Here is a 21,083-nt window from a genome sequence, read left to right as displayed (position 1 = left end):
GAAATGGAGTGTCCTATGGAGCAGAAGGATTTATCACCCCTTGCAACGGGGCGAGTTGAAAGCCTTTTCCAAAGTGATCTCTGGGCTAAACGCGACGAGATTCATCGTGTTATGAATGGCGCGCGCGTTCTAGTAATCGGCGGTGCTGGCTCAATCGGCAGTTCCACAGTCAACGAGATTTTGCCGTTTCGGCCGGCCGCACTGCATGTCATCGATCAGAATGAAAACGAATTGGCAGAATTGGTGCGCAATCTACGGTCGGCGGAATCGCCAATAGACGTAAATGACTTCCGCACGCTGCCACTTGACTATGGTTCGCCCGCATTTCGAGCGTTTGTGAGAAATGAAGGACCCTATAACTTTGTTCTGAATTTTGCTGCCATTAAACATGTAAGATCCGAGAAGGACGGCTACTCAACGCTTCAGATGTTTGAAACAAACATCCTGAAGCAGGCGCGCCTCGTAGAGCTGTTAAAACATGTCGGATTTGACGGAAGATATTTCAGTGTCTCCACGGATAAAGCTGCAAATCCAACATCTTTGATGGGCGCCTCAAAGCGAGTCATGGAACATGTGATGTTCGATGACGGATTGATCGACGGTCTTAACTGCACGATCACTTCTGCCCGTTTCGCAAATGTCGCCTTTTCCAATGGATCTCTACTTCAGAGCTTTGAGAAGCGCCTACAAAAAGACCAACCTTTGGCCGCACCTAAAGGCACGCGGCGTTACTTTGTGTCGCTGAAGGAAAGCGGCCAGCTATGCCTATTGGCCGCGACAACCGCCCCGCACAAGCATATTATGGTACCAGATCTCGACCCAGAAACTGCGCTTGTAGAAATGCAATCCGTTGCCGAAAATGTTCTGATGGCGAACGGTTATCAGCCAAAGCACTACACTGATGAGGCGCAGGCCTGCGTTACGGTAGTAGCCGACAAAGCAACAGGGCATTGGCCTTTACTTCTAACTCCATTGTCGACTTCGGGCGAGAAGCCATACGAGGAATTCGTCGCCAACGGCGAGACCTGCGTTGAGCTAGGATACGATGCTCTTTTAGGCGTTCAATACCTACCGCTCGAAGACGCGGGCGTCATGAGGCAACTTCTTGCTGAACTGCAAGAAATATTCAAGAGGGCTGAATCCGAGGCGATCTCTAAGGAATCCCTGAAAGCTCTGATCGCCCTTGCGGAGCCAGCATTCCTCGACAGCCACAAGGAAACTGGCATGAACCTTGATCAAAGGGTATAGCTATGATCCCCCTGTGCATTCCGAATATTTCTGGCAACGAAGGCAAATATCTCGCCGAGTGCGTGTCCTCGACTTTCGTGTCATCCGTAGGCCCATTTGTGGACCAGTTCGAAGCGAGAACCAAAGAGGTAACCGGCGCAGCCTGGGCAGTCGCAACCTCGGCAGGCACGACGGCTTTGCACACCGCCTTGCATTCGTTGGGTGTAGGCCCCGGAGATCATGTGATCATTCCTTCACTGACATTTATTGCTACGGCAAACGCAGTCTCGCACTGCCATGCGGCGCCGATCATCATTGATGTCGACGAAGAACGTTGGGGTATGGATGCAAGCCTCTTGTCTGAGTTGTTGGCACGCGAATGTACCCGCGATGCGAGTGGAGTTTTGCGTTATTCTAAGACAGGTGGGGCAGTCAAAGCAGTCATGCCTGTTTTCGCAATGGGGCTGCCCGCAGATATGGATGCGATTGTTACTGTAGCTAAGTCTCATAAACTGCCCATCGTCGTCGATGCTGCCGCTGCTATTGGCGCCACTTACAAAGACCGACCTCTTGCGCAGATGGGTGCGGATCTGACGGCATTGTCCTTCAACGGAAATAAGCTGGTGACATCAGGAGGGGGAGGTGCGATCGTCTCGGGAAAAGACTTCGGTGGAGCGGAGATCAAACACCTGACGTCGACTGCGCGCGTCGGTGCAGCATATGATCACGACATCATCGGCTTCAATTACCGAATGACAAATGTACAAGCCGCAGTGGGTGTCGCCCAGCTTGAACGTCTTGATGAGTTTCTTCGAAACAAGGCCAAGATCGCCGCAACTTATGCCAGCCAATTTGAGGACTTGAATGGAGTTCTTTCGTTTCCCTCGCCCGATGACAGCAACGGTTCAAATTGGCTGTCGGGTATTTATCTTCCGGATGCGTCGCTTGCGTTAATGTCTCAGTTGCGAGAAGCGCTTTCGCACAATGGGATCGAAGGCAGGGCCTTCTGGAAGCCCATTCACATGCAAGCCCCATATAAGAGCTGTCCGCATATGTTGAGCGGAAGATCAGAAGCCATCTGGGAACGTGTTCAACCATTGCCCTGCTCCACCCATCTCGAGGATCTTGAACAAGAACGCGTGATTGAAGCCGTGCGGTCTGTTCTGGGGCGGATCTAGTCTAAGTGCCACCAATATCTGATAAAAACCTTGAGCTTTTCATCAGCGCGATAGAGAAGATAGAAGACTTCGAAAAGCAAGGTGTAGTAACGCGCTGGCGCTATCGTGGCTTTCATGTCTGGCCAATCGTCAAGTATGTAATTGTGAAACAGATGGTTTTTGCGATGAACCGCAACTACTCATCTTCCGACCGGTACAAGCGATATCCGAATTTCGCCAAGCGCAACCGGCTTCGACCCGCTTATTCGAGGCTATTAAGTAGAAAGCCAGCCGATAGTCTTCGGTCCGTTGACACTCTGCCGATCGAACAGTTGAAGAACCACAAATACTGGTGTCTTGGTTCGGGATCAGGTTTTTATGATTTGGATGGTGAAAAGGCAAGCCAGCATCACCACGCGCTTCGCGTCGCGTTGATGGAAAATGGGCACCGGAGCATCGGGCTGTACTCAGGGTTCGATCCCGATGCTATGCCAGCTCGCTCGGAATATGGACCTCATGCTTCGCTAGACCCGTTTATTAAAAATGTAGCGCTAACAGCACGAGTACCGAAACTTTCGCACGCGTTTTTGTATAAGCACTTCAAATCACTAGAGTCGGTTGTCAGTCTGACCGGCCATGGTGACACCGAACTGTGTGCTTTCGTCGACACAGTAATTGGGAGAGTTGATCACGCGGCAAACTGCTTTACTTACCTTTTCCGTTCCATGCGGCCGGATGCAATAATTACCAGCAATTATGCGTCGTTTTATGGTTGGGCACTGGCACACGTTTGTCGGCTATACGATATTCCGTACATTGACATCCAGCACGGCATCGAGGGACGTTTCAACGGGTCCTACTATTTCAAAAAAACGCCAAAAATGGATTGGTCGACTTGTCCTACAGCGCATATGTGCTGGACTGAGTCAGACGCCGAAAGCTTCATGAGGCAGAACGCCAAACGCCGTGCTGCGGTCGTTGGTCCGACATGGGAACAGTTTGCCAAGTTTTTGCCTGATCAATCTGACCGCAACCGCAGAACCCTTTCCAACTTTCAATCGCGTAACGGGCCATTAGTGCTATTTGCAGCGCAACAATCTGATGACATTCTGTTGGCCCAAAAATTGCACCAATCCGGCCTCAACATATTATTTCGTTGTCATCCTCTACGAAAAGACGAAACCGAAAAACTTGTGGATGCGACGCAACTAGCGGCGCTGGGATGCTCCTTGGCATTTGAGACACCGCTTCCGTCACTTCTTGATGCAGTTGACGGTGTTATAACGGGATACTCTGCCGTAATCCTCGAAGCATGCCTCAAAGGCGTGGCGGTGTTGGCAACCGGCAGTTATGCTAGCCTTCTGGAGGCAGACTACGCGCGTGAGCTCGACGGACTCCTCACCATCAAATCCGGCATAGCGGGTGATGAAAAGATTTACGCCGTACTAGAATGGGCACGACGAATAGAGCGTGGGAGATCTAGAAAAGTGCAGTCAAGGAAATCGTACTCGGACGCATTGGAAGCTCTGGGAATCACCCAATAGGAAAACGACCCTTCAAAAGTGTGGAGACACTAGTGGTCACGCGACAGTATTTTGGCAAATACCTTCATGCGCGATACCTGATTGCGCATGCTGGGAAGTCGGTGACCATCATGGTAGATAAAGTTGGAAACCATATCAGGCAACCCGGGTTTTAGTCCTTCTGGATCCGCCGCAATCTCGATTGGATTCACTTGGAATGATTCCCGACATTGCTCTGTAAGCGTTTCAAGTGGCTTTAATCGCAGCCGCCTGTTGGCAGTAGCTATTTCGACATTCCAGTTTCCACCAGACCGCCAATCTGCAAAACAACTAAAGAGCGATTGATCTCCGACTAACCCGCAGCTAGCGAACCGTGATCCGTCCGGATGCCAGGGGATTTCACCTTGCCTTACTGCCCCGGAAATTAAGACCTCACCTAAATTCTCGGAGGCCTGACCGAGATAGAAGGCCATGTCAAAAACATGTGACGAATTTGCGTAAGGAAGATTCGCCAAAACCTCAGGTGGGTGCACACCCAAAGATTCGAGCCTGTCTGGTAGTTCTGTGAACTCGAAGTGGATCAATTGCGCACCGCCATCTTCATTGATGAGATCTAATGCATGCTGGGTTGATTTGAAGAATCTTCGGTTGTACGCAACGCGAATGCAGTCTTGCCTATCAAGCTCTGCCAAGGCTTGCATATCCTCAAGGTCTATGCCTCCGGGTTTCTCGACAAGGATTGACTTTATGCCCGCGTCAAGAAGTGAGGCGCAAACCGCAGACAATTGGTTCAAATTTACCGCCACAATTGCTGACGCGCCGCGCACATCCGTTTTCTTGAGCTGCTCTGTAAGCAGGCCTGTTCCGGCTATTATACCGGTTTCCGCTTCAAACCGTTTTGCAGAGTCAACACCTCGTCCCAAACAACGAAAGGAGATGCCCAGATATCTTAGAGTCTTGGCGTAGGCGATTGCCATGTTGCCTGCGCCAACTAGTACGATGTCCACAATACACCTCCGATTACTGAGTGTTCGTTTCACATCAGTCTCTTCAGATGAGGTCAACTACAATCTGAAGGCAAAGAGTGATAATGGTCTTACGGTCGGATTCGAATACCAATGATCAAGCTACAATTTGATGCATAGCGTCAGGTTTCCCAACTATTGGATTACGGTTTCCGCGAGAGCGATGGCTGCGAGGCAGACCTTTGGACAGCAGTCAAAGCGCGTCGCAACGCGCCTCCGGCCCTAGAGCGTGCCGAACATGATCTCGATGCGGTTTCGCCGCTTGAATCGGCGCTTGTCATATTTGAACGGGGTCTTGCGCTACTTTCGGACCAGATTGCAAGCACGTATCCCTTTGTCTCGCAGTGCTTCCCGGAACCTGTCGGCATCGTAGCCGCGTTCCCCAAGCAATCTTTTGACATTTGGAAGGCTGCCAGACAGCGTGTGTGCGCCAATTTCGTCGCTCACCTGTCCAGCGGTGACAAGCAGGTTGAACGGGCGCCCTTAGCTATCGCAGATGGTGTGCGATTTGGAGTTCATGTCGCCCTTGGCTCGACCATTCAGACGATCACGCTACCTTTTTGGCAACCACTCTGGTCGCGGTACAGTGTGCTTTTAGATAGGCCGCGTCGATCATAACAACCTTTTGCGCGCCGTATTCGGCACCAAGCTCAGCCATTATCCGCGCAAGAACCTTTCCTGCTCCAGCACTTCCATCGGCTGTACAAGGTCTTGCGCGGGCCATATGCGACAGGAGCCTCACGCCAGCGCAAACCATGCGGATGAATAAGATTATTTCGCTCAACACGCACATGTTGTCGACTCCGGGCCTGCGGAGTTGCGGACTCAGATCGTGATGATTTGCCCACATTAGATTTTAATCAGAATAGTGAAGGAAACCGCAACGATCGGAAACACCATCACACCGGATACCTCCGCTCAAACAAACTGGTCTGAGAGCCGACCGGTTCGGCGTTGGATGTAGACGGCAAGTGTAGCTATCGATAGACAACTTCCACAGGGTCAAACCGAAAACGAGGGCCCGAGGCAACCCAGGCAACAGGAAGAAACTATGAAGCGCTGTGCAATTGTACAATTTGAACCGCGCCATGAAGAAGTCATCCCCAGCTTGGTGGCCGCCTGTAATGCCAACGGGTACCGACCACGAATCTTTATGCATCGCCGGATCTTAAAGCTGCGCGGAGATATCATGGCCTTGGTCCCGGGATTGGAATTTGATGTTGAGTATGTGCCTTTAAGCACGCCGGATTACCGGGCTGCGGATGCACCAAAACATATCAAGTCTACTATGGCTGCAATTGAAGCGGCCGAACATGACTTCGTCCTCATGGCCTCTTTGAGTCGTCCAAAAGCGGCAAGCTGGGCGCGTGGAGTGAAGAAGCCATTGATCATGGTCCTGCATAATCTGGATCAGTTCAGCCAGATGGCACCCCTGCGCGAGACGCTTCAGATGCCAAATGCACGCTACATCAGCCTGAGTGCACATGTCACGGCTGAATGGATCAGCCGGGTGGGCAAAGCCCATATGGACAGGATCGCGACGTTGGAGCCGTTTTATTGGATCGATGATCCGGAACCAAAATTGGGCCAGCCGCGTCAGGTCGTGATCCCCGGCAACGTTAACATGCGGACACGTGATTACCCTGGCCTGCTGAATCTTCTTGGCAATCGACCGGACGCCTTTCAGAATCTGCATTTCATCCTGCCGTCAGGAGGCGGAGATCGCGCCAAGGTTGAAAGTGAGATCCAGGACCGAAAGCTTGACGCGCGTTTTACGTGCGTGCCTTTGGACAACAGCGGGCAGGTCGGGCATGCCGCGTATTTTGACGCACTGGCGGGCGCTCAGGTGATACATCCGCTCATGCCATTTGACTATGAACAATATCAACGGATCAAGATCACATCTGCCCTGTCCTCTTCGGGTGGATTCTGTGTGCCGATCGTCATGGACCGCTGGTCAGAGGCCTGTTACCGACCACCAATGCTGATTGCTGACAATGGGTTAGAGGCAAGCCTGACCCGCATTTCAGAGGCGAGTGATGCAGAACTCAGCGATCTGCAGGCAGCGCTGAAGTCTTACCGCCGATCTGCACTTTCAAACGGAGCTGTCGGGCTAAGACGGCTAATTGAACAATAAGTGCATCTATTCGGTTCACTCTCAGCCTTTTAGATCCACCTACCACCGAGTTGGAAATCACCCAAGTTGGCAACATGATGCCACGCCGTACTTTTTTCGTTCCTACGCGAAATTAGCAGTTCAGAACATCTGCAAAACCGTTATTCTCAATGAGCACCACATGACATGCGGTCTGGCGGATGACCAGACTGAAGCGTCGGATCAAAGGAATAGAATGACACGAAAGCTAGCGATCCTGACGGTCAAAGATGAAGGCGCGTTCCTGTTGGAATGGCTCGCCCATCATCAGATGGTTGGTTTCACTGATTTTCTGATCTTCTCAAATGATTGCGCGGATGGCACCGATCTGATGTTGCACCGACTCGAAGAGATGGGGCAAATCACTCATGTCAGCCATGAGGCCAAGCCCGATAAGAGCGTACAGTGGCAGGCTATGAAACAAGCCGCCAAACATCCTCTATTGAAAGAAGCAGACTGGATACTGGCGCTCGATATTGATGAGTTTGTAAATATCCATATTGGCGACGGCTCATTAAACGCGCTCATCCATAGCCTACCCGAGGCGGATGCGATCACGCTCACCTGGCGGCTATTCGGAAATGCAGGGATCGTTTATTTTGAAGATGCGCCTGTGACCCAACAGTTCACTTCGTGCGCCCCCAAACCCATCATTTGGCCCTGGCGCGCCTCGATGTTCAAAACGCTTTATCGCAACAACGGGATTTACCATAAACCAGGCATTCATCGGCCAATTTCGCCTGATCAGACCCGCGTGGATGAGGCGCGCTGGTATGATGGATCAGGCCGTTTGCTTGGTGGCGATCATCGCCGCCAGCGGGTATTTTCCAACTATACGCAAGATACGACCATGAGGGTTCAGCTAAACCATTATGCTTTGGGCGCGATGGACTCCTTTCTGCTCAAACGTGCGCGTGGACGTGGGGTGCATTTCAAAGAGAAAATCGGCATGGATTATTGGGTCGATTACAACTTTAACAGCGATCAGGACGTCTCTATTTCCCGCTACCAATCGGCACTGGCTGCTCGGGTTTCCGAGCTAAAATCAGATGCCACACTGAAGAAGCTACATGACAAGGCCTGCGAATGGCGGCACAAGCGATTTAAGGAACTTTTGGAGTCAGAACCTGAACGCGCGTTTTTTGCTCGCCTGATGATGGCTGGCCAAACCACACCTCTGACGGAGCATACGGCCCGTCAACTTATTTCAGTTGCCATGCGCGCGAACCAGAAAGCCGCCGCAGAATCCGAGTAGGAGCCTTCCTTCGTGCCGCAGTCATCAATAGCCCCTGAATATCTCTCCACCCGTGCAGGACGTACGCGGCGGATATTTCAGGTCGGTTTCAACAAGTGCGGGACAAGGTCGATTTCCGGCTTTCTAGATAACAACGGCATTCCGTCGGTTCACTTCAAGCGTGGCAATCTGGCCCGCGCGCTCGCTAACAATCTTAAGTATGGCTATGCGCCGCTCAATGGCATCGACCGTTGGGTCGGCTACACCGACATGCAGATGGTGAGCGGCTCGCGCGTGATTGAAGGTTGCCGTTATTTTCGTCAACTCGCGGCATATTATCCCAATTCCTATTTCATATTGAACACTCGAGACAAAGACAGGTGGATCGCAAGTCGCCGAAACCATGGCAATGGGTTTTATGCCGAGCGTTATCGTAAGGGTATGAGTTTCGAGTCGGTTGATCAGGTAATTGATCATTGGTCAGAAGAATGGGACCGGCATCATCAGGAGGTGCCCGAGTTTTTTAAGGACCAACCGGTTAAATTATTGATATATAATATAGAAACAGACAGCCCTGACCAGATGTCCGAGTTCCTTGCGCCTGATTTTGAGACTGATCCGACTTTCTTCGGCCATGAGGGCAAAACGTCCGGAGGCAATGACGCCGACGATGCAGTTTCTCCGAATTGAGATGTCATGGCTTGCTTACTTGAGCAGCATAAGAATTCGAGTGTGGGCGAGAACGAAAGATTCGGTCGCCAACTCTCTGACGAATGAATGCGACTTAAAACTTGCCCAGCTTGGATGGCTAACGGAGTGACAAGACTGAACAGGCAGGCTGCGCCGCCGCGCATCTTTTGATTGCCTTGTTTCCTATTGTGTCGGCAATGCTCTTGCCTTTGGCAATCTTTTGGAAAGGCCGTTGATATCGACAATTTGGGCAATGAGCGTCGTAACTGTTGGTTTACTCTTGGTGCTGTTAGAGCACAAAATCCAGACCAATATCGAGGCAGTGTGCACTGTGGGTGATCCAGCCCATAGAAATCAAATCAACACCGGTGTTCGCCACAGCCCGCACATTATCTGGGGTTATCCCGCCTGAAGCTTCGGCAATGGCTTGACCATCAATCATGCCTATAGCTTCGCTTAAGGTTCTTGGATCCATGTTATCCAGAAGCACCGCATCAACACCGATTTTCAGTACTTCGGCCAACTGCTCCAGCGTGTCGACCTCGATCTCGATCTTGACCATATGACCGACTGTCTCTTTGACCCGATTCAAGGCTGGGCGGACACCCCCGGCTATGGCGATGTGGTTGTCCTTGATCAGCACCGCGTCACTTAGGGAGTAGCGATGGTTCATGCCGCCGCCTGATCGCACAGCGTATTTCTCTAACGCCCGCAAACCGGGCGTTGTTTTTCGGGTACAGACGATGGCAGCACGCGTGCCTTCGACGCGGCGAACCATATCGGCAGTCACACTTGTAATACCCGATAGATGACCCAAGAAGTTGAGCGCCGTACGTTCAGCAATCAGCAGACTGCGCGATGGTCCTTTGAAGGTAGCGATCACTGTGCCGGGCGCGACTGTCCCACCATCCTCGACATGACGGATTACTTTGATCGCCGGGTCTATCAGCTCACAAGCCAATTCAGCGCAGTCCAGACCGGAAATACATCCGGATTGACGCGCGCAAGCCACAACTTCGGAAACATGATCCGAAGGAATAACAGCCGAGGAGGTGACATCTCCGGCGAGGCCCAAATCTTCATCAAGTGCGCGGCGGATCACCGGCTCCAGCATCGTTCGGGGCAACGGGGCTAGGGGCATGATAGTCATTTCTCAAGCAGTCCTCAGAAAGGGTTCCTGACTGTTCAAACTCGCATGAGCAAGTACTTCGGTCAGAGTCATCAAAACAGATTGCGCGTTCGCCTCAGGATTGGAGAAGTCGCTTCGGTAATGTCCGCCACGCGATTCTCGGCGCAGATCGGCAAAGACCGCGATCGAAAGCGCGACTAGTGCCGGGTCAGAAGCGCAGGCAGCGGTTTCGAGCAACGGAGACAACTTTGAAATGACTTGACGCAATCCCACCTCGTCGCGGATCAAACCCAGATATTTTGTAGCCAAAGGCCGGACAGAGCTAGGGTCTGAACGAGGCAGAGCGGTAACTGTAGGAACAAATGACAGGTTTCTCATTTCTGCCTTGGCAACATCATTTGCGGCGCGGCGTCCCATCACCACCGCCTCCAGCAGTGAATTGCTAGCAAGGCGATTGGCACCATGCAGGCCAGTGGCCGCGCATTCACCTATGGCCCAAAGGCCTGACAGAGTGCTTCTTCCATACTCATCAACGGCGATACCGCCCATGTGGTAATGCGCAGCCGGAAGTATCGGTATGGGATCGCGCGCCGGATCAATTCCGCTTGCTGCGCACAATGCATGGATGCCAGGGAACCGCTGGACAAATTCGGCACCAAGCGCGGCACGAGCATCAAGAAACACTCGCCCACCTTCCAATATGACCTGATGCACGGCACGAGCCACCACATCGCGCGAGGCCAGTTCCGCCCCCGGAATATGCGACATGAAGCGCTTGCCGGTTTGGTCGATCAGAATTGCGCCCTCGCCCCGGACGGCTTCACTGACCAATGCCAGAGGTGTCTGCTTGATATCCAGCGCTGTGGGATGAAACTGGACAAATTCCATATCGCGCAAGGCTGCCCCGGCGCGGGCGGCCATCATGACACCCTGGCCGAAATTACCTGGAGGGTTGGTGCTGACACCAAACAGACCGCCGCAACCGCCTGTCGCAATAACGACCTGAGATGTGCGCAATACCTCTGCTTGGGCATCTTTTTGCAGATGAACGCCTGTGACGTGTCCGTCTAGCGTCAACACCCGTCGGGCTTCGACTCCGGTCAAGCAAGTGATCGACTGGCATTGCAACACGGCACTCGCAAGGGCCGATGTGATTTCGGCTCCGGTGCGGTCGCCGCCTGCATGCAGTATGCGGCGGCGGGAATGCGCGGCCTCGCGCCCCAAGGCATATGTGCCGTCGGCGGTTCTATCGAAACGAACGCCATGTTTCTCTAACACAGTGATCGCCTTTTGCGCTTCGCAGAGAATGGCCGACGCCACGGTTTCATCGCACAGCCCGTCGCCGGCCCGCAAAGTATCGACCAAGTGTTGCGCAGGATCACCATCCGCGCCTAGTTCGGCGGCAATCCCTCCTTGAGCCCAAGCGCTGGAACATTCCTGGCCCAGCCCAGCAAGGGTGATTAGTACTACGGGTTGTGGAGCCAGTTCCAGCGCAGCCGTCAGCCCGGCGATGCCGCCACCGATGATGGCAGTTCGACCATGAAGCCCTTCGAGCCCGATCATTTCACTGCCAGCATCAGTTCTACCGCGCGGCGCGCATCTTCGGCGATGGCCGGATCGACGGTGACTTCGTGATGACCCAGTTCCAATGCCTTGCGAATGTTGCGCAGACTAATGCGCTTCATATGTGGACACAGGTTACAGGGGCGCACGAATTCCACCTCAGGATGGTTCAGCGCCACGTTGTCGCTCATCGAGCATTCGGTCAGCAGGCAAACCCGCGTCGGTTTTCTGTCACCGACGAAATCCGACATGACTGCGGTAGAGCCAGAAAAATCTGCTTCGGCAACCACTTCGGGCGGGCATTCAGGATGGGCCAGGACCGTAACACCCGGCCACGCTTCGCGCATTTCACGTATATCGGCTGGAGTAAACAGTTCGTGCACCTCGCAATGTCCGTGCCATGCGATCAATTCGACATCGGTCTCTTTGGCGACGTTCTTGGCGAGATACTCGTCCGGGATCATCAACACGCGCGGCACCCCGAGGGATTCCACCACCTTTACTGCGTTGCCCGACGTGCAGCAGATATCCGATGCCGCCTTCACCGCTGCCGAAGTGTTTACGTATGTGATCACCGGAACGCCGGGATGGGCTTCGCGCAGAAGCGCAATATCCTCGGGTGTGATGGAATCTGCCAGTGAACACCCCGCCCCCAAATCTGGGATCAGCACCGTCTTTTCCGGGTTCAGCAGCTTGGCAGTTTCCGCCATAAAATGCACACCAGCCAACACAATGACATCGGCATCAACCTCGACAGCTTCGCGCGCAAGCGCAAGGCTGTCGCCCACGATATCGGCAACTCCGTGGAAGATCTCCGGCGTTTGGTAATTGTGGGCGAGGATGACCGCATTCCTCTCACGCTTGAGATCAAGGATGGCTTCCAGATCATCTTCAAACAGCATCCATTCGGGTTGCGGGATGATCTGCTTTACCCGGTCGTAGAGGTCTGGAAGGCGAAAATCTTTCATTGGCTTCTCCATTTATACTCGAATCGAGTATATTGTGGTCATGCTTATTCTCGAATCGAGATTATGTCAAGCGAGGTTCAGGACCGGGAGAGAGGTAATCTGACGCCCGACAGCATGCGAGCCTCTAGAATGGCCGGCCTATATCGGAACAGGCGCGCCGGGCGACCACCGGTGCCGCTGGACATTTCGCCGGTATCTTCAATCAATTCCTGCTGATCAATCTGGCGGCGAAAATTGGGTTTGTGCAGGTGTAGACCAGACAGCGCTTCGACTGTGCGCTGTAACTGCAGCAAGGTGAAGCTTTCGGGCATGAGCTCGAACACCACCGGAGAGTATTTTATCTTGGCCCGCAAGCGAGATATGCCGGTGGCGAGAATGCGACGGTTGTCCGCTTCCATGTGACGACCGAATTCAGGAGTGTCAACAAGCCCTGCTTCGTACATCAGCTCATAACGTTGCAAAACCAGTTCTTCGTTCCAAGTCTTCCCATTCAAACCAAACAGATAGTCCACACGCTGCAGTTTTAGCGGATCACTTCCTGCCCAAGCTGAGATACGTTTGATAATTTGCGGTAGCTCTTCTGGGCTGCGATCACGATGATCCTCCCATGGGAAGTACTGATACCAGCTACGCCATGCCGGACGTCCAGCACCGGTAGTATCCTGCTCCCGCACCAGACCGAGATAGCTGATCGAGATACGCTGAGAGTTGTCGGCATAACCCGAGCGTGGATCGCGATCCCTGTCTGCAAAGGTATAAAGCTGTTCAAGATATCCCACCGGATGGCCGGTCTGCGCCTCAATCCAGGCCCGCAAGCCGCTTTGTAAGCTGCGGTGTGAAGATTCGAACGGTCCCGAAGGTAGCGCGTTACCGCCACGCAAGGTCATGACACGCGGCTGATCATCAGTCACGGCGATTAGGATTGCGATCAGTTCGGCAGGGGCTAGTCCACTTGGCAAGGAATTTCCTGTTTGTAGAATGTCGCGAAGCGTTGGTTAGAATGTGCGTTCTAACCCAAATTTAGTACCTTGGCTTGAAGAAAAATACAGTGTGACGGGTGCTTCTTCAGAGAACAAGCATTTCTGGCCCAGTTAATCGTCCCACTGTTCTAACATCAGGTTACTACTTTCGGTCCAATGAACCTGAAATACAGTTTCGTCTCACGACTTGAGAAGTGTCGCAAGATATGGGTTCGGGCTGACCAAACAGCCCGTTGAGGTATTCGTTTCGCTAAAGTAGTTCTCAGACCGGTCTTACGTACGATCTTTTTAAAGGCTGCCGTTTCCGCAAAGACATTATGGATTGCACTAAATACTTTGATTTGCGACACACAGTGTCTTATCGAAATTTGGAAGCGATCATAGCATGTCGCAGCTAAAGTCTGACCACGTCACATTCGACAATTGGGTTGTGAAGCTTCCTCCAGTTCGAAGATACCCATTCGACCCGCGGCGCTATGCGGCCAGTTCTTTGAATCGTTGTAAGGGACGAGGTCCAGGAGTGAATTGAAATCTACGGATCGGGACATCTAGGTAGTTTGATATCTTGGCTGATGTTCACAAATTGCAAGTTTCAGAACATCCCAGTTTGATTTTTGCGTCATACGCTTTGGCTTTCTTAGGCTGAAGATTCTGATCCCGCATTGACACCACGGATGAAAGAGTCCGCGCACGGCGGTAACAATCCAGCAGTCGTTCGGGCGGGGCATTCTGCTGCTCCGATACCAGCACTACTGGTCGAAAACTTCTCCCGGTCCAATAGTCAGAAAGAGAGAGGCCCAGGGCAGCAAAACCCTGAGCCAGCTTTCAATCGGACGGTCCCGTCTCAGCCGCCACTCGAGTTTGCTAACCCGGGCTGGGCAAAATCATTGGCGGGTGGTGTCAAATCCTGCGCACCGGTGCCGGGCATCAACTCGAAACCCAAATCGAATTGATCCAGGGTCGAAGCCAGTTGCGCTACGATCTCGGCGTTGCCCTCAGACTGCGCGGTGCCATCAGCGAGCATCTCGGTCAATCTGCGCTCACCGGTCATGAGCTTTTCCAGGTCCGTGCGGCTCAGACTGATCGAAAGATCGGCGTCTTCCGCCACCTGATCGACGATATGAGTCAGAGTGGCATTGCTCATCTCGACAACGATGTTCTCGTCCCGATCGGAGATCGACAGGTTGATGGTGAACTCCATATCGGCGGCTTTGGCGCTATTGACACGAATGGCCAGAAAGTCGAGCCACATCGTGGTCTGCATCGCCCTTATCGTATCGGGACCGGTAGTCTCGATGGTAGCGCCCTGCGGAATACCGTTGCGCAGTTCGAACGCCGCGCCAAGGAACGAGTTGCGGACCGAAGGGCTTTCCTTCTGATACCCGATCTGCTCGAACGCGTCGGCCAACAGGTCCTTGGCGGCCTGGTTCTGTGGCTCGGCGTAGACCAGTTTGTTCAGAATCTCGGTCGCTTCAAGGTATTTGCCGGTGTTCACCAGTTCCTGCCCTTTTGTCAGGATCGGTTCGGCACCGCCCATCATCTCGACAAACAGCGGCGCGCTGTCTTCTGGCGACAGAGGTGTCAGCGTGGTGGGGTTGGCATCCCAGTAGCCCAGATAACGGTTTATCACCGCCCGGCTGTTATGCTCGACCGAGCCATGATAGCTGCGCGCGGCCCATTGCTGCTGCAGGCTTTCCGGCACGTCATAGACGTTGTGAATCTGATTAATGGTCACGCCTTTGTTGGCCAGATTCAGTACCCCGTTGTTAAGATTGGCGTAAGTGTCACGCTGCGCACGCATCACTTCTTGAATGCGCTCATTTCCGTAACGGGGCCAAGAGTGAGAGGCGAACATCAACTCGGCATCCTGCCCAAACTTGTACAGCGCGTCATTGACATGCTTAGACCAGCTCAACGCATCGCGCACCAGTGCGCCACGCAAGGTATAGATGTTGTGAATTGTGCCAGTGATGTTTTCCGCCGCCCAGAATGCCTTGAGCTCGGGGAAATAGGTATTCATCTCAGCAGGTGCTTCAGTACCCGGTGTATTCTGGAAGATCATACGCACGCCGTCTACGGTGATCTCTTCATACGCGTCCGAGACATAGCGGGTCGGTTCGATCAGACCCGTGGTGCCAGCCGAGATGTTCTTGCCGATGGACTGATCCACATGACCGAACGGGCTGCGTGGCAGCAATACGCCGTATTGGAAAAACAGACGGCGGTTCATCACGTTGCCCGCATAGACGTTTTCGGAAACCGCATGTTCCATGAAACCTTCGGGCGCGATCACCTCCACGCCGTTTGCCACGTCCTCATCGGTGATCACTCCGCGCACACCGCCATAATGGTCGGCGTGGGAATGCGAATAGACAACCGCCTTGACAGGAAGTTCGCCCACGGTGTCGTTCAGCAGCTTCAGCGCTGCGGCGGCAGTTTCCTTGGAGGCCAGCGGGTCAAAGATGATCCAGCCGGTATCGCCACGAATAAAAGTGATGTTGGACAGATCGAAGCCACGCACCTGATAGATGCTGTCGTCGAGAATCTCGTACAGGCCGAAATTCATGTTCAGGATCGCCTGACGCTGCAACGACGGGTGGATCGAGTCGAACTCTTTGCCCTCGAGCAGATAGTCATAGCTGCCGATGTCCCAGGCGACGGTGCCATCCTCGGTTTTGATCTGGCGGTATTCTGGAACCGCAATTAGCCCCTTGCGGCTTTCTTCAAAGTCACGCTCGTCATCGAACGGCAGGTTATTGCGTTGGGTTTGCTGGAATTCGATCGTGTAATCCGAGGGCAGCTTGCCCTTCGGGTCAAAGTGCTGAGGACTACCATCCTGCGCGACGGCAAGACCTGAGGTCAGCGTCAAAAGGGTGACGGTCAAGAGTAAGGTGGTTCGGCGTGGCATATATAATCGGTTCCTATCATGAACGCTTCAAAAGAGATCGCAGCGCAGGAGGTCTGACGGGACGAACCACGAGGTTGAAATTCGTCCCGCCGGTGCATTGACCTCCAGAAGTGCCGAGATGCGCGATCTTTTGGAAGCCGGGTGCCTGCCTGTACGACCAGCAGTGCGGCCCTCTTATCCGCAGAATTTTTCCCGAGAAGTGCAAACATGTTGCCACCTGTCGAAAAACACATGTATCAACGAGGCCAACATAATGGTTTTCCTTGGTTTTTCCAAGGCAGAGGGATATTGAAGTGGATACTACCGAGCGCGAAATTCGGGTACAGATGCAACGTATCCTGGATCATCCGGATTTCACCGCCAGCCCCAAACGCCGCGCATTTCTGAACTATATCATCGAGGAATATCTGGCCGGTCGTTCAGATCAGATCAAAGGCGTGTCGATTGCCATGTCGGTCTTTGACCGCGACGAAAGCTTCGACCAGCAGGTCGATCCGATTGTCCGACTTGAGGCGCGGCGACTACGGCAGGAGATTGACACCTATTATGCCGGGCCCGGTCGGGGCGATCCGATACGTCTCACCATGCCCAAAGGAGGATACGCGCCGCGGTTCGAAAAATCTTCACTGCTCGGCCCTGTTCCGGCACCTGCTGACGCACGGTCCAATGCCGGGCTCAGAGGGCGACGACGCGCTGGGATTGGACTGGCTGTCGCCTTTGGCCTGGCATTGTTTGGGCTGATCTGGGGATTGACCCGTTCAGGGACGCCTGAGGAACAGGCAAATCACAGCTTGCCCAAAGGGCCCGTCGTGGCTGTACTGCCCTTTGAAACTCTGGGAGAGGGCCCCGAGTACCTCGCCGATGGTCTTACCCGGCAGTTGACGACCGAGTTGATCCGGTTCCGGGACATCTGGGTCTTGCCCCTTGGCAGCACACTGCATTCTGGTGAAACCGAGATTGATACGACGAGCTTGCGTACAGAATTCAACGCCGATTTCGCGCTGGAAGGCAATGTGATGGACAGGGGCGACACCTTGCGCCTGTCCGCACGCCTCATTGATCTGAAAGACCGAAGATATATCTGGTCGCAAAGCTACGAGGTCAGCAATACCTCCGAGGAAATCTATGCGGTACAGGACAGCATTATCCGAGATGTAATGGGTAAACTGGCCGGGAAATACGGGCTACTGACGCTTGGCGCGATGCGAGATGCCGATAGAATTCCACCCAACAATCGCGATGCTTATGACTGTGTGCTTGGTTATTACAGCTATCAGGTAACCATCAATCTGGATCGCCATGCCGAAATCAAATCCTGCATCCTGAACGCGCTCGAGAAGGCTCCGGATTATGCCGAGGCCTGGGCGGTGCTGTCGAACCTGTATCTGCAACAGATACGTTTTAGGCTGGGCGGAAATCGCGAACAGATTCTGGCCGCAGCCGATGCCGCAGCACGCCGGGCGGTCGAGATCGACCCAAATCTGGCGGCGGGACATCTGATGATGGCCAATATGCGGTTCGTGCTCGGTGATTTTGCCGGGTTCCGCGAGGCCGGGCAACGGGCGATTGACCTGAATCCGAATGACACCGACATTCTGGCCCATTACGGGATGCGTCTGGCGTTCAGTGGCGAATGGGACAAAGGACTTGCTATCGTAGACCGGGCAATCGCTCTGAACCCTGTGCATCCTCAGTGGTATCTGTTTCCGCGGGTTTTTTACGAGTTCGACCGGGGCGACTATGAAGCGGCGCTGGCACAATTGGAACAAATCGATATGCCAGGTTTCTTCTGGACCCATCTATGGCAGGCCGCGCTACACAGCAAACTGGGAAATGGGGAACAGGCCCAGGCGGCTCTACGCAGCTTGTTGGTTCTACGCCCAGATTTTTCATCTGTTGCATCGGATATACTTGCCATTTGGCAACTTGACGCCACATTTAAGGAGAACCTGTTGGCCAGCCTCCAGAAGGCTGGTTTGTCAGATTCTTGACCGGCTTATCCAGTTTCCGCACACCTATTCATCGGTGGGTTTCACAGTTATCTGGAATCGCATCACCCTTGTACGCAGCAATAAGTAAACCACGTCAGATGGCTGACTTTATATCATCAGATCGTCGTTCGATTTTCTAGCTTTCACGCAAGCGGGCCAACGGTCGCTGCCGGTCCATGTCTGGAATGGTTTGTCAGAGTTGGCGCATTTTGGGGACGGCCTTTTACGTAGTTTCGGCATTGCAAAGCACTTTGCTCATCGGTGCTCAACATGCGGAAGTTGATTACCTGTAGCCTGAAAGAAGCGCGCTTCTGGGTGGGATATGTCAATTCGTTGCTCCAACATGCAAGGCAATCGAAACGCGTCTTTGGAAGATCTGCGCGACACTGTTCACCCACCCAATCAGGCCGGTTTCTTTAACTGTTACAACTGAAACGTTTATTCGGCATCAGAGCACTCCTTCTCTGGTCAGAATTTACCCCAAATTACGAACTCTGTTCAGACCCTTTTCTGAGTCACGGCCAAGGCCCCGTTCGATAAACCACTGAGTAATCTGCAGCCATTACTAGCCCACCACACCGTGACCACGCACCTGCATGCAGTTCACAAGCACATGACGTCGCGCCATTTCGTCATTGTACTGGCCGCGCACAGATCCGACTATGCCACCTGCGATCGCACCTCCGATGACATCTTCCTTCTCGCCAACAACCCAACCAGTAACCGCGCCATCAATAGCGCCGAACGTAGCATCCATTTTATGCTGCCCAGGATTGAAACTCGCGGCCATCAATCGGCATTCAGCCTCATCTGTGTAGAAGGTCGCATTCCTGGTTCCGTCAACCATCAGTGGCTTCTGCATCGGGTACTGAGTGCATGCGGTAAGACTGATGAGAGCAACAAAAATGAACTTTTTCATCGCAGTTTTCCTTTCGGGAATCGAAGTAATTGCTTGGCGTACACGCTAAACTTGCCTGCCTAGGCAAATCTCATTTAGGAAGTTTACGATTGTCGAAAAATAGCCCCGCCATTTTACGCAGCGTAAAATTGCATTTGTTTCGCTGGCTCGGACGCAAACTTCTCTGGCGCATGAATGCAGCGTCTTTCTTGCGCAGCTAAGTTGGCTAAATAGGCAACTAGATTAACGCGAAAAAACCGTCGGCCGAGCATGCCGAAGGCGTGACGGCACGCAACCGCGTAGGGCTGCGGCACAAGAAAGTCGGCGGCCCGAAAGTCCTTTTTCAATTTTTATAGGGCCTTCTATTCAGCCGCGTAACGCTCCATGTCGGCAAGGCGCGTGTATCCGTCCCGCGTCTGTGGTGTTTTAATGCCTAGAATATTTCCGGCGATTTGGGTCCGGAGAATCTGTGCAGTCCCGCCGCCGATAGTGAACATGCGCACATCGCGATACATCCGCTCCAGAGGTTCACGATCGCTGTAGCCGCGCGCGCCGAACATCTGCAGCGCATCGCTGACCACCTTAATAGCCATCTCGGACGCAAAAAGCTTGGCGCGGGCGGCCATGGTCATATCGGGATACTGACTGCCGTTTGGGCCACGCGATCGTGCCGCTTCATGGAGCAGCAGCCTAGCTGCATGAACTTGCGTGTCCATATCGGCCAGCATCCATTGAAGCCCCTGGAATTCTGCAAGCGGGCGCCCGAACTGTTCACGTTGAACGAGGTAGCGTTTTGCATGTTCAAGTGCCCCTGCCGCAACACCCATAGCAACTGCTCCCGCACCGACGCGTTGCGAATTGTAAGCGTTCATCAGGTCGGCAAAGCCACGCTTCAATCCTGAAGGCGGTTTGACCAGCCATTTCTCGTTGATCTCGACATTTTCGAACCGCAATTCTGCTTCGGGCATACCGCAAAGGCCCATCGTGTATTCGCGACCCACCACGGTGAACCCCTTGGGCATATCTCCTGACATCGGATCGGCAAACAGAATGAAACCGCCAATCCCCTGATCGACGCCCGCCTCATCGAGCACGCGGGCAAAGATCAGGTGCAGGTTCGAGACCCCTCCACCAGTGATCCAATGCTTGGACCCGTTGAGGATGTATGTGCGACCCTGTTTCAGCGCGGTAGTCTGCATTTCGGTCGCGGCACTTCCCGAGTCAGGTTCGGTTATGCAGATCGCGGGCTTATCTCCTGCCAGGACATGCTGAGCACAAAAAGCCTTCTGCTCGTCATTGCCGTACCCCATGACCGCACTGATGCCGCCCATGTTGCCCTCGACAACGATGCGGGCGGTCAGCGTGCAGGCTTTCGCGATCTGTTCGACCACCATGGTGACGTCCAGAAAACTCGCGCCCTGCCCACCATATTTCTTTGCAATGGTCATACCCATGATGCCAGCATCGGCCAATTCGCCAACATTCTGCCAGCAATACCTGCGTGATCTGTCCCAATCTGCGGCACGTTTCTCAAATTCTGGGGCCAGTTCTTTCGCAACGTTCACAAGCGGATGCGGCATGCGTGTCCCTCGTCTCTGTTTCTTAACAGAATACGCTTGCAGTAATACAACACAA

The 21,083-nt window shown here is 53.4% G+C and carries 15 protein-coding genes and 1 pseudogene; 7 read left to right on the top strand and 9 right to left on the bottom strand.

Going from position 1 to position 21,083, the window contains the following annotated elements; translation table 11 throughout:
* Positions 1-15: 15 nt before the first annotated feature.
* Genes ACR0JG_RS07010 through ACR0JG_RS07000 form a run of 3 tightly spaced genes read left to right on the top strand, consistent with a single transcriptional unit; the run spans position 16 to position 3,928 of the window.
* The gene (locus tag ACR0JG_RS07010; RefSeq protein WP_480568493.1) at positions 16-1,248 is read left to right on the top strand and encodes a polysaccharide biosynthesis protein; all 1,233 of its coding nucleotides are present in this window, start codon (positions 16-18) and stop codon (positions 1,246-1,248) included.
* 2 nt (positions 1,249-1,250) lie between these two features.
* Positions 1,251-2,405 carry an aminotransferase class I/II-fold pyridoxal phosphate-dependent enzyme gene (locus ACR0JG_RS07005; protein ID WP_480568490.1) on the top strand — a complete coding sequence of 385 codons (1,155 nt, stop codon included), beginning with the start codon at positions 1,251-1,253 and terminating at the stop codon, positions 2,403-2,405.
* Positions 2,406-2,410: 5 nt separating this feature from the next.
* The gene (locus ACR0JG_RS07000; protein ID WP_480568487.1) at positions 2,411-3,928 is read left to right on the top strand and encodes a hypothetical protein; all 1,518 of its coding nucleotides are present in this window, start codon (positions 2,411-2,413) and stop codon (positions 3,926-3,928) included.
* Between the two features lie 29 nt (positions 3,929-3,957).
* Here the strand turns inward: ACR0JG_RS07000 and ACR0JG_RS06995 are convergent, their stop codons facing one another.
* Together ACR0JG_RS06995 and ACR0JG_RS06990 are read right to left on the bottom strand one after the other, a co-directional pair.
* Positions 3,958-4,914 carry a Gfo/Idh/MocA family oxidoreductase gene (locus ACR0JG_RS06995; RefSeq protein WP_170407569.1) on the bottom strand — a complete coding sequence of 319 codons (957 nt, stop codon included), beginning with the start codon at positions 4,912-4,914 and terminating at the stop codon, positions 3,958-3,960.
* 153 nt (positions 4,915-5,067) lie between these two features.
* Positions 5,068-5,782: pseudogene (locus tag ACR0JG_RS06990) on the bottom strand (IS5 family transposase).
* 339 nt (positions 5,783-6,121) lie between these two features.
* On the opposite strand from ACR0JG_RS06990, the gene ACR0JG_RS06985 reads away from it, so the two are divergent.
* From ACR0JG_RS06985 to ACR0JG_RS06975, 3 genes are read left to right on the top strand one after another with little or no spacing between them, the layout of a single operon-like run.
* Entirely contained in the window at positions 6,122-7,069 is a 948-nt protein-coding gene (locus ACR0JG_RS06985) for a hypothetical protein (RefSeq protein ID WP_223118519.1), read from the top strand.
* Positions 7,059-8,342, top strand: a complete 1,284-nt coding sequence (locus ACR0JG_RS06980; RefSeq protein ID WP_480568484.1) for a glycosyltransferase family 2 protein — start codon at positions 7,059-7,061, stop codon at positions 8,340-8,342. Before ACR0JG_RS06985 ends, ACR0JG_RS06980 begins: the two co-directional genes overlap by 11 nt.
* Before the next feature lie 12 nt (positions 8,343-8,354).
* On the top strand, positions 8,355-9,011 hold the full coding sequence (locus tag ACR0JG_RS06975) for a sulfotransferase (protein WP_480568481.1): 657 nt from the start codon (positions 8,355-8,357) through the stop codon (positions 9,009-9,011).
* A 289-nt stretch (positions 9,012-9,300) separates the two neighbouring features.
* On the opposite strand, the gene nadC is transcribed toward ACR0JG_RS06975, so the two are convergent.
* The 5 genes from nadC to ACR0JG_RS06950 all read right to left on the bottom strand — a co-directional run bounded on the left by nadC (position 9,301) and on the right by ACR0JG_RS06950 (position 16,559).
* A complete protein-coding gene (gene nadC, locus ACR0JG_RS06970; RefSeq protein WP_480568478.1) occupies positions 9,301-10,152 on the bottom strand; it encodes a carboxylating nicotinate-nucleotide diphosphorylase in 852 nt (283 codons plus the stop codon).
* Between the two features lie 12 nt (positions 10,153-10,164).
* Positions 10,165-11,703 (bottom strand): L-aspartate oxidase, encoded by a 1,539-nt coding sequence (locus ACR0JG_RS06965; RefSeq protein WP_480568475.1) that lies wholly within the window; start codon positions 11,701-11,703, stop codon positions 10,165-10,167.
* Complete coding sequence (nadA, locus tag ACR0JG_RS06960; RefSeq protein ID WP_480568472.1) at positions 11,700-12,671, bottom strand: quinolinate synthase NadA; 972 nt, start codon at positions 12,669-12,671, stop codon at positions 11,700-11,702. Before nadA ends, ACR0JG_RS06965 begins: the two co-directional genes overlap by 4 nt.
* A 77-nt stretch (positions 12,672-12,748) precedes the next feature.
* Positions 12,749-13,630: an NrtR DNA-binding winged helix domain-containing protein gene (locus ACR0JG_RS06955; protein WP_170509435.1), complete on the bottom strand. Its 882-nt coding sequence runs from the start codon at positions 13,628-13,630 to the stop codon at positions 12,749-12,751.
* Between the two features lie 865 nt (positions 13,631-14,495).
* Positions 14,496-16,559, bottom strand: coding sequence for an alkyl/aryl-sulfatase (locus ACR0JG_RS06950; protein ID WP_480568469.1), 2,064 nt, complete (start codon positions 16,557-16,559; stop codon positions 14,496-14,498).
* A 293-nt stretch (positions 16,560-16,852) separates the two neighbouring features.
* Between ACR0JG_RS06950 and ACR0JG_RS06945 the strand changes: the two genes are divergently transcribed.
* On the top strand, positions 16,853-18,550 hold the full coding sequence (locus ACR0JG_RS06945; RefSeq protein WP_480568466.1) for a tetratricopeptide repeat protein: 1,698 nt from the start codon (positions 16,853-16,855) through the stop codon (positions 18,548-18,550).
* Positions 18,551-19,115: 565 nt separating this feature from the next.
* Here the strand turns inward: ACR0JG_RS06945 and ACR0JG_RS06940 are convergent.
* Positions 19,116-19,469: a hypothetical protein gene (locus ACR0JG_RS06940; protein ID WP_480568463.1), complete on the bottom strand. Its 354-nt coding sequence runs from the start codon at positions 19,467-19,469 to the stop codon at positions 19,116-19,118.
* Between the two features lie 341 nt (positions 19,470-19,810).
* The gene (acdA, locus tag ACR0JG_RS06935; RefSeq protein ID WP_480568460.1) at positions 19,811-21,028 is read right to left on the bottom strand and encodes a 3-sulfinopropanoyl-CoA desulfinase; all 1,218 of its coding nucleotides are present in this window, start codon (positions 21,026-21,028) and stop codon (positions 19,811-19,813) included.
* Positions 21,029-21,083 lie beyond the last annotated feature (55 nt).

Source organism: Ruegeria sp. AD5, assembly GCF_056542345.1.
The sequence above is the reverse complement of the archived record's forward strand: the minus strand, read 5'-3'. Positions and strand labels throughout refer to the sequence as shown.

Excerpts from the sequence above, each read along its gene's own strand:
- acdA (WP_480568460.1), bottom strand. The coding sequence starts at position 21,028 with ATGCCGCATCCGCTTGTGAACGTTGCGAAAGAACTGGCCCCAGAATTT.
- ACR0JG_RS07010 (WP_480568493.1), top strand. The coding sequence starts at position 16 with ATGGAGCAGAAGGATTTATCACCCCTTGCAACGGGGCGAGTTGAAAGC.
- ACR0JG_RS06940 (WP_480568463.1), bottom strand. The coding sequence starts at position 19,469 with ATGAAAAAGTTCATTTTTGTTGCTCTCATCAGTCTTACCGCATGCACT.
- ACR0JG_RS06965 (WP_480568475.1), bottom strand. The coding sequence starts at position 11,703 with ATGATCGGGCTCGAAGGGCTTCATGGTCGAACTGCCATCATCGGTGGC.
- ACR0JG_RS07005 (WP_480568490.1), top strand. The coding sequence starts at position 1,251 with ATGATCCCCCTGTGCATTCCGAATATTTCTGGCAACGAAGGCAAATAT.
- nadC (WP_480568478.1), bottom strand. The coding sequence starts at position 10,152 with ATGCCCCTAGCCCCGTTGCCCCGAACGATGCTGGAGCCGGTGATCCGC.
- ACR0JG_RS06950 (WP_480568469.1), bottom strand. The coding sequence starts at position 16,559 with ATGCCACGCCGAACCACCTTACTCTTGACCGTCACCCTTTTGACGCTG.
- ACR0JG_RS06985 (WP_223118519.1), top strand. The coding sequence starts at position 6,122 with ATGGCCTTGGTCCCGGGATTGGAATTTGATGTTGAGTATGTGCCTTTA.
- nadA (WP_480568472.1), bottom strand. The coding sequence starts at position 12,671 with ATGAAAGATTTTCGCCTTCCAGACCTCTACGACCGGGTAAAGCAGATC.